Consider the following 6,856-nt stretch of genomic DNA (forward strand, 5'->3'; position numbering starts at 1 on the left):
GGGAGGTTTGCCGCTTCGCGGACCTCCCTCTCGCCAACCTCCAGGACCACGGGCAACGTCAACTGCCATAACGTCAACAGAGAGCGCTTCGCGCCCAAGGGAACAAGGGTAAAAGGGCTAAGGATTAGTCCTCGAAAGGCGGAAGCCCAGGTCGTAGCTCCGGTCGTCCGGGACGTCCCCGCTGCGAAGGGCGGAGCGGACGAGGGCCGGGATGCCGTCCCAGCCGCCGCCCCGAACCACCCGGCCGGAGCCCCCTCCATCGCATTTGGCATACTTCTTCTCCGAATCACTGTACGATCCATGCCAAGAACACGTCCACTCCCACACATTACCCAGCATATCATTCAGCCCGAACGGATTCGGCTTTCGCTTGCCATCATGCACAGGGGCCGTGAACCAATATCCATCATTGCAGGAAAAGTTCTTGGTAAACGAATTTCCCTCATACGTCGTCCGATCCGCAACGTTGGCATACTGGCACGCCTCCTTCTCTTCCACATCATCCCCCCAGTACCGAATCGTCTTCGTCCCCCCGCGTGCCGCGTATTCCCACTCCGCCTCCGTCGGCAGCCGATACAGTCCCCCCTTCCCCTGGTTCAACCAACCCACATACTTTTGCGCATCGTTCCAACTCACGCACACAACCGGATGATCATCCCCCTGCGCAAACCCAGGCATCCGCCAATTCACTCCCTCCCGCCACTTCCACCCTTCCCCCTTGGCCCAGGCATAACACCCCTTCTCGCCAACATCCCTCTCCGCCTCCGTCTCATACCCCGTCGCCTCCACAAAAGAACGAAACTGCCCAACCGTCACCTCGTACCGGCCCAGCCAGAAGCCCTGCTCGATCCGCACATCAAACGGACCGCCATCTTTCTGCTCATCCGAATAGTTTTTCTCATACTCTTCGGAATATTTCTCTCGCAGGTACTTCTTCTCCTTCTCACTCTGACCCATCATGAACGAACCGGCGGGCACCCAGACAAAGGCCATCCCGGTAACCGGTTCCACACACTCCTTGCGCGGTTCCGGGTTCGAAAAACACTCCTCGATGCGCTTTTTCCGCTGGGCCGTATCCGCTTCGCCCTGCCGCCGGTCCCGTTCCGCCACCGTCAGGCAGGTTCCTTGGTGTTTCACGTTATCCGTGCCCGTCAGTTTGGCTCGCAGCTCGACCGTTTCTCCCCCCTTTATCGCCACGGAACTCTGAAAAAGACCACATTCGCCCTTGCGCAACACCACGGTGTGTTCCCCGACCGTCAACCCCTCCACGACCGTGACCACGCCCCGGTCCTTGCCGTCCACCTCAACACTGGCCCCGCCGGGCTCGCTGGAAAGACGCAGTGTTCCGGTGGAGGGTGGGGGAATCAACTCTGTCGGCAGAAAACAAAAGCGGCTTCCCCCCTCGGCGTAAAAAGCCGACTCCTGCTTGCCCCCGGTCAGCTCCCGGAGCCTTTCACCGATCCTCTCCATGGCGTCCAGCAGGCGCACTCCGGGGCGAAACATCTCCTCACGGGCAACCCGGACGAACAGACCGTTGGGATCGCCGTCTCGCGGATTCAGCTTGTCCAAAGCTTTCGTCCCCGCCCGGGCGGAATAGATCACCAGGGTTCCCCGCACATCCCGGGGAGGAGGAGCCAAACCTTGATCGTCGCCATAAACGCGACCAAAACGGGTTTGCAACGGGTTGTCCCGACAGGCGTCGAGGATGACCACGTTGACTTTGCCCTGCTTGAGGCCAATCTCTTTCAACACCGTTTCCAGAGGCAGGGATTTCACTGCCACCAGTTTTTCGTCGTTGGGCAGCTCGTCGGGATGGGGAATGTCGATGGGCAGCAGAAAGCTTTCCTGTCCCACCTTGACTCCATGGCCGGCGTAGAAGAAGACCACTTCATCGTCTTTATCGATCTCTTTGACGAAAGCGAGCAGATCGGCGTGCATCTGAAGATGGGTGCGGTTCGTCAACGGCTTGGAAACCGTGAAACCGGCTTTGCGGAACTTCTCCGTCATGGTCTCCGCATCCGGAACGGCTCTTTCCAGGGTTTTTACATGTAAATAGTCGTTGTTGCCGATCACCAACGCCCGGCGTTGGGCCGTGGCCACTTCCGGCAACCCCACCATGAACGATACTGCCAGAACGATGCAGTACAGGATTCCCTTTCTGCTCATTTAAATCACCGTTCCGCAATAATACTGGAGTTCTTGAGATTGGAGACAATCTGGCAATAACTCAGCCCATCTTCCACCATTTTCGCCTCTGAAAAGGACCAGGGACCAAATTCACAATCCTCGAACAATGACTTGTTGCCATGCGTAACGGAAAAACTAATAATTTTGTCTTCCTTTTTCAGTTTGGCCTCAATCACCACCTCGTTCGGAGTCACCTCCCTGACGATTCGCCAGCGCGCCGGATCGAGGATCAACCGGGAGGCCAATTCGGCTTGAAGGCTCTCCGAGGCGACTATCCTGAGGGGGACAATGAGGGATGGGGGAAGCTCCGGTTTTTTGATCCGCTTTATGGGCGGTTCCGGTTTTCTCGGAAGCTGTTCCGTCAGAAGTGTGGATGTTTTAATCGGTTCTTTGGGCAGTTCCGGTTTTCTCGGAAGCTGTTCCGGCGGAGTTCCGGGTGTTTTGATGGGTTTTTCCTTGAGAACGGGGACCAAAGCGCAGGTTTCGAGCGTGTCTCGATTCCGCCGGGTAAACAATTCCTTTGGGACGGAGATAAGCTCATCGCTGGGAGTGGGGAAGCCACCTTTTTTCATTGCCGCCTTGGTATTCGTCTTCAGGCTGTTGGAATTCGCCTCAAAGGCCTGGATGCTTTCCTTGTTGTACCCGCCGACGCAAACCAGGGGGCAGGCTTGCAGCAAACTGTCCTGGGCGGTGACTTGAGAGTTTTCTCCGCCAGGAGGGCAGGCGACACCCCAGGCCTCCGGAATAACGAAAGCCACTGCCAAGACCCACCCCAATCCCCCCGCCGAATATTTTTCCATACGAATCTCCTCAGCGGGCATCCCCTCTGGGTGCGCCGTTGGTGACGGCATACAGGTTGTTGGCGAAACCACCGAGCGAGCCTTGTCTGCTGGCGGCAGCATTATCAGCATGGGTTTTCAAAGCTGCCGCCTCCGGGTTGTCGAGCCAACACAGTTTTCCCGAAGCTCTTCCCCTCTGGCCGGGGGAAACTTCCGCCGCTGCCACGGCAACATCCGTTTGTGAATTCAGTCGCTGGAACAGAATGACCGTATTGGGGCCGGTCAGACCCTCTTCTCGTCCCTTGTTCAGGGTGATGATATCCGACGGGGTCCAGCCGGTGACTCGCATGGTCACGGGAACCATCTCCTGCACCTTCAGGGTGAAGGCGCGGGCGGCTTTGTCCATCAGCTCGCTTCGCATCGTTTCCATCACCTGGGCATTGCTCATCAAACCATATTTCGTACAGCGCGTGCCGCTGTCGCTCCGTATGCACTGGGTATCCAGCTTAACCTCGACGGGCTGCGCCAGATTGAAATCGTTGCGGCGCTGGCAGCGCATGGCGATCTTGTCACCCTGGGGTATTTTTTCGCATTTGGCCAGGGTAACCCTCATTCTCAGCGTTGGGTTTTCCATGCGAAATTCTGGAGTTACCAGGATCAGGTAATCCCGGAAATCGGCCGGCGCGACGCCCTTTATCTCGTAGACTTTGCCATTCTCCAGGAATTCGTTGACGCGAGTATCGGTTATCACCGATTCGGGCTCGGAAGCCAGATCCAGTGGAACCACGAACCGATTGGTCTCGCCTAAAGCCTCGTTCAGGTAATCCCGCAGCTGCTTCGCCTGCTCGGAGGAGGTGCTTCGGCTGGATTTGACGCTCACCTGGATCACCTTGGGGCGACCGGGGCAGTTGAACTGTTCCTTTTCACAAAACTCCGCAGCGTCCAAGTCGACCCCCGGCGGGATCCACTGAATGTTGTCCCGGCAAAGCTGGGCCGCGCTCAGGGAATAGAAGATCTGGGTGGGCTGGCGTTCCGGCACCTCGGCGGCGACGGTCGTTCCCCCCGCCCGCGGCGGAGTCTGGGGAGCGGCGCACCCGGCCAGCAAGGAAAAGAGACCCAGGGCGGCAAACAACGGCATGCGGGACATGGCAACCCTCCGGAAATGGGATTGAACGGGAACGAACCCTGACAGTGATTCTCAACGCAGAATCGAAGCGATTATTCCGCCACCCGGTAGGGCAGCACCGCCAGGGAGAAGGCCCGGCTTTCGGCAGCCAGACGGTTCATGAAACCCGGATACCGGGTCCAGTTCGCCTGCTCCCTGGATTCCTCGTCCTTGAAACCGGCCGGGTTCGCCAAACCTTGGAAGGGAAAGTCCGCTTCGGTCGAGGAGACGACAATGAGAGCCGACACCTCCTCGACACCTTTGAAGAGCGGCGGCCCGATTTCGAGATGGTTCTTTTGTATTGGCAGGGGAATGGTCAGTCGGTCTCCGGCCTTCACGACGAGGCGGGAAAGTCCCGTCTGTCTGGCGTCGGGGTAGAGCTGCAGCAGCTGATCCTTCACATCCAGCAGGTAGACGCCCAGATAGAGCGGCTGCTTCGCCTGGGAACGCAGGGCGAAGCGCAACACCTGCCCCGGATGAAAGGGCTGTTCGGGCAGTTCGCCTTCGATCCAGGTGGTTTCGGGCAGGCGTTGCACCGCGCCGCGCACCAACGCCTGGGCGTGGTTGGGGTCGTTGTCTTCCGAGGCGACTTCGTTGCGCACCACCCCGGCGGAGAGCTGTTTCAAAGCGGCTGCCAGGGCTTGCGGGGAGTCCACCAGGGGCACGATTGGGGAGGTGGTCCCGGTCCGGGAGAGCAGCGCCGCGCGCGCCACCAGACGGGCCGCCAGACGGGCGTATTCCGGTCCCGCGAAACCCGCGATCAGCGTCTGGCCGCTGGCCGACTCCTCCCGCCCCAGGCAGCTCACCTCTTCGCGCGGGATCTTCACGGTGGCCACTTCCATGCGCCCTTTCACCTGCAGTTCCAGAAGAACGTGGCTGGGACTGTTCAGGCTGTAGCTTCCCGTCACGGAAACCTTCTCGACTGCTTTGGCCTCTCGTTTATTGAACAGGGCTTCGTTCAATTTCGCGCTGAAATAGGCCCCGCACGCTCCCGGTTGCTTGGTATCGGCCTCCTGAATCACCACCCGTTCCTGAAGATCGAAGAGGCCGATGCGCTCCGTCAGGAGACAGGCCAGGAGATGGAGCTGGTTGTCCAGTCCGGGCCGGTCCGTACAGGCCTGGGAAGCGGGAGTTTCCGGGCGGACAGGGGGTTCCGGACGGACGGGGGGTTCCGGGCGGACGGGGATTTCCGCGCACCCGGCCATGAGCAACGCCAGGGCAAAAACAGACAATGATCTCGGTGACATGAGCAGCGGCTCCTGATCGGAAGGTGTCCTTAGGCTGAGGGATTCGGGGCATGATAACCCCTGCCGGAAGTTTGCGGAAGCGGTTTGTTTTTCGGGGTGAATGGCCTACCATGCGGTGAAGAGGATACGAAACGGGTGTGACGGAGGGGCGATGAAACAACTCGGCAGGATGGGCCTTCTGGGTCTGGTGACGTGTCTGCTGGCGGACGCCGCCCTGGCGGAACGCAAGGCGTTGCTCATCGGCAACGATCTCTACGAGCATGCCCGGAAGCTGGAAAAAGCGGCCTCCGACGCCCGTTCTTTCGGCAATGTCCTGGCCGGGATGGGTTTCGCCGATCCGTTGGTGCGGGAAAACCTGAAGCGGACGGCCATGAATACGGCCGTGGGCAAGTTTGTCGCCGGGCTGAAACCGGAGGACGAAGTGATCTTTTATTTCGCCGGCCACGGCGGCGACAAGGAGGGCAAGAACTACCTGCTGCCGATCGATTTTCCCGCTCCGGGGGAGATCGAATTCGAATCCCGGCTGGATGACGAAGGGGTGCGCCTGGGAGGTTTGCTGGAGAAGATCCGGGAAAAGAAGCCGCGTTTTGTCCTGGCCATCGTGGACGCCTGCCGGGACAATCCGTTTCCGCAACTCGGGGCACGCGGTGGCGAGGAGGTGGGCCGTCTGGCGGACGAGTCTCCGCCGCGCGGCATGTTGCTGGTCTACGCCGCCGAACCCGGCAAGAAGGCGCTCGATTACTTGCGAGACAAAAACGAGGATCCCAACGGGGTATTCATGCGGGCGCTGCTGCCTCTGCTGCGCACGCCGGGGGTGGAGATCCACGAGGTGTTGAGACAGGTGCGCGGCAAGGTGAAGGAGCTGACCCGGGAGCGGCAGTTTCCCAACTGGCACGATCTTTTCGATGGCCGTTTCTGTTTCCAGGGGCCGTGTGAGAGTGATCGTCATTTGGAGGTGGGGCGACTGGATGAGGCGCAACGCAAGCTGCGCACGGAGCAGGAAGCCACGGAGCAGCTGCGCCAGGCGGCCCGTGAGGTGGAAAAGAGCGTGCGGGAGGTCAAGGAGTCCCTGGACCGGGAACTGAAGGCCGCCCAGGCCCGCGCCACCGAAGAGGAGTTGCAGCGAAAACGGGCGGAACGCGAAGCCCTGGAGAGGAAGATGGAAGAGGCGCGAAGAAAGGAGCAGGAGGCGGCGGAGTCCTTGCGGAAGTTGCAGGGGGCGGAATCGACTGCGGTACCCCCCTACGCGAAAACAGAAATTCTCCAAATGAGGTCCGGGGATGAAGGGGCACGCCTTTTTCATCCTTCGGATTTCGTCAATCCCGACAAGTCTCCCGCCTGCTGGGACAAGCCTGGCAAGAAGGCCAACGAGTGCATCGACTCCCGGACCGGGATGGAGTTTGTCTGGGTTCCGGGAGGAACTTTTCGCATGGGGGCTCCCGAGGATCGATCCGGGCCGGAAGTGGCGCTGAAGGGAT

The 6,856-nt window shown here is 59.9% G+C and carries 5 protein-coding genes; 1 reads left to right on the forward strand and 4 read right to left on the reverse strand.

Going from position 1 to position 6,856, the window contains the following annotated elements; all coding sequences use genetic code 11:
- Nucleotides 1–117: 117 nt before the first annotated feature.
- From HQL56_17200 to HQL56_17215, 4 genes are all read right to left on the reverse strand, one after another.
- Nucleotides 118–2,166, reverse strand: coding sequence for an SUMF1/EgtB/PvdO family nonheme iron enzyme (locus HQL56_17200; protein ID MBF0311256.1), 2,049 nt, complete (start codon nt 2,164–2,166; stop codon nt 118–120).
- Between the two features lie 5 nt (nt 2,167–2,171).
- The gene (locus tag HQL56_17205; protein MBF0311257.1) at nt 2,172–2,987 is read right to left on the reverse strand and encodes a hypothetical protein; all 816 of its coding nucleotides are present in this window, start codon (nt 2,985–2,987) and stop codon (nt 2,172–2,174) included.
- A gap of 10 nt (nt 2,988–2,997) precedes the next feature.
- Entirely contained in the window at nt 2,998–4,113 is a 1,116-nt protein-coding gene (locus tag HQL56_17210) for a hypothetical protein (protein MBF0311258.1), read from the reverse strand.
- Nucleotides 4,114–4,184: 71 nt separating this feature from the next.
- Nucleotides 4,185–5,378: a hypothetical protein gene (locus HQL56_17215; protein MBF0311259.1), complete on the reverse strand. Its 1,194-nt coding sequence runs from the start codon at nt 5,376–5,378 to the stop codon at nt 4,185–4,187.
- A gap of 151 nt (nt 5,379–5,529) precedes the next feature.
- Here HQL56_17215 and HQL56_17220 point away from each other — a divergent pair.
- On the forward strand, nt 5,530–6,856 hold a 1,327-nt coding region (locus HQL56_17220), incomplete at its 3' end, for a caspase family protein (protein ID MBF0311260.1).

It is taken from the genome of Magnetococcales bacterium, assembly GCA_015231925.1.
GTDB lineage: Bacteria > Pseudomonadota > Magnetococcia > Magnetococcales > JADGAQ01 > JADGAQ01.

What these genes read in the sequence shown, in the direction of transcription:
- HQL56_17200 (MBF0311256.1), bottom strand. Translation starts at nt 2,166, where the DNA reads ATGAGCAGAAAGGGAATCCTGTACTGCATCGTTCTGGCAGTATCGTTC.
- HQL56_17205 (MBF0311257.1), bottom strand. Translation starts at nt 2,987, where the DNA reads ATGGAAAAATATTCGGCGGGGGGATTGGGGTGGGTCTTGGCAGTGGCT.
- HQL56_17210 (MBF0311258.1), bottom strand. Translation starts at nt 4,113, where the DNA reads ATGTCCCGCATGCCGTTGTTTGCCGCCCTGGGTCTCTTTTCCTTGCTG.
- HQL56_17215 (MBF0311259.1), bottom strand. Translation starts at nt 5,378, where the DNA reads ATGTCACCGAGATCATTGTCTGTTTTTGCCCTGGCGTTGCTCATGGCC.